Origin of the sequence: Candidatus Erwinia dacicola (assembly GCF_001756855.1) — a bacterium.
Lineage (GTDB): Bacteria > Pseudomonadota > Gammaproteobacteria > Enterobacterales > Enterobacteriaceae > Erwinia > Erwinia dacicola.
Genome location: NZ_MAYS01000544.1, coordinates 1 through 1,702, shown reverse-complemented (window position 1 = coordinate 1,702; position 1,702 = coordinate 1). Strand labels below are relative to the sequence as shown.

Annotated in this window: 1 protein-coding gene; it reads left to right on the top strand. The window is 58.3% G+C overall.

Annotated features, from left to right (window positions below):
* Positions 1-1,702 (top strand): Ig-like domain-containing protein (locus tag BBW68_RS13605; RefSeq protein WP_148127690.1); only part of this gene is annotated, 1,702 nt, incomplete at both ends.

The window sequence follows — 1,702 nt, the reverse complement described above, 5'->3', positions numbered from 1 at the left end:
CCGCCGATGTGGCGAATCTGGGGGAAGCGATCTACTCGGTTAGCGCGTCAGCGACCAATGATGTAGGGAACAGTGCTAACACAACCCATACCATCACGGTCGGCGGGGAAGCCCCGACCATTACCATCAATACCGTGGCAGGCGATGATGTGATCAACGCCAGCGAGCTGGCCGCAGGGCAAACCCTGAGCGGTAAAGTCAGTGGTGCGGCGGCGGGCGATACCGTGACCGTTCAACTGGGCGGTAAGACTTACACCGCGACCGTGGCGAAGGATCTAACCTGGAGCGTTAAGGTACCGAGTGACGATCTGACCGCGATGGGCAACGGTGCCTTAACGGTTGATGCGTCAGTCACCAATAAAACCGGTAATACCGGTCATAGCGAGCATGCGATCAGCATCGATGCGAACTTGCCGGGCTTACGGGTCGATACCGTGGCGGGTGATGACATCGTCAACACCCTTGAGCATAACCAAAACCTGATCGTCAGCGGCTCGAGCCAAGGGATCGCCGCCAACAGTGCCTTAACCGTGACCATTAACGGTAAGACCTACAGCGCGACCGTACTGGCGGATGGGTCGTGGAGTGCGGCAGTGCCGAGCAGCGATGTCAGCAACTGGGCGGCAGGCACCCTACAAATCGCAGTCAGTGGCGAAAGCAGTGCCGGTAACCCGGTGGCTATCCTGCACCCCGTCACCGTCGATCTAGCCGAAGTGGCGATCAGCATCAATACCGTCAGCGGTGACGATATGCTGAATGCGGCCGAAAAAGGGCAGGATCTGGCATTAAGCGGTAGCACCCACGAGGTGGCAGCAGGCAGCACGGTGACCGTGACATTCGCGGGTCATCAGTATACGACTACGGTCGACGGCGACGGCAAGTGGGCGGTGACGGTACCGGCGGCGGATATGTCTGGGCTTTACGATGGCATACGCAACGTCGAGGTGAGCGTCACCACGCCAACCGGTAACAGCGCGCAAGCGGGCCGCGAGATCCTAGTCGATACCGTGGCACCGAGCCTAACCATCGATAACCTGACGCAAGACAACGTGTTGAATGCTAAAGAAGCGGGCAGCGACCAGCTGATCAGCGGCAGCAGCACGGCGCAAGCGGGCCAAGAAGTGACGGTTAGCCTGAACGGTAAGGATTATAAGACCACCGTAGATGCGCAAGGTCATTGGCAGGTGAAGGTCCCCGCGGCCGATCTGCAAGCGCTCAGCGATGGACAAACCACCGTCAGCGCAAGCGTTGCGGATAAGGCGGGCAACGGTATTAACGCCAGCCATACTGTTCACGTGGATCTGCAAGCGCCGGTGATCACTTTCGATAACGTCGCGGGCGATAACATTATTAGCTTCGCAGAACATTCCCAAGCACAGATTATCAGTGGCAGTGCGACCGGCGGCGAAGCGGGTAATAGCGTGGTAGTGACCCTCGCGGGCAAAACCTACAGCACGGTACTGGATGCCTCAGGCAACTGGAGTGTCGGGGTCCCGGCCTCGGTAATTGCCGGACTGCAAGATGGTAGCGTTAGTATTGCCGTCACCGTGACTGACAGTGCGGGCAATGTCGGAAGCACTAGTCACGATATTAAGGTGGACACTGGACTGCCAACCTTATCCATCAACACCATTGCGGGCGATGACATCATCAACAGCACGGAGAAAGGTCAGGATCTGACCATCACCGGGCAAGCGACTGG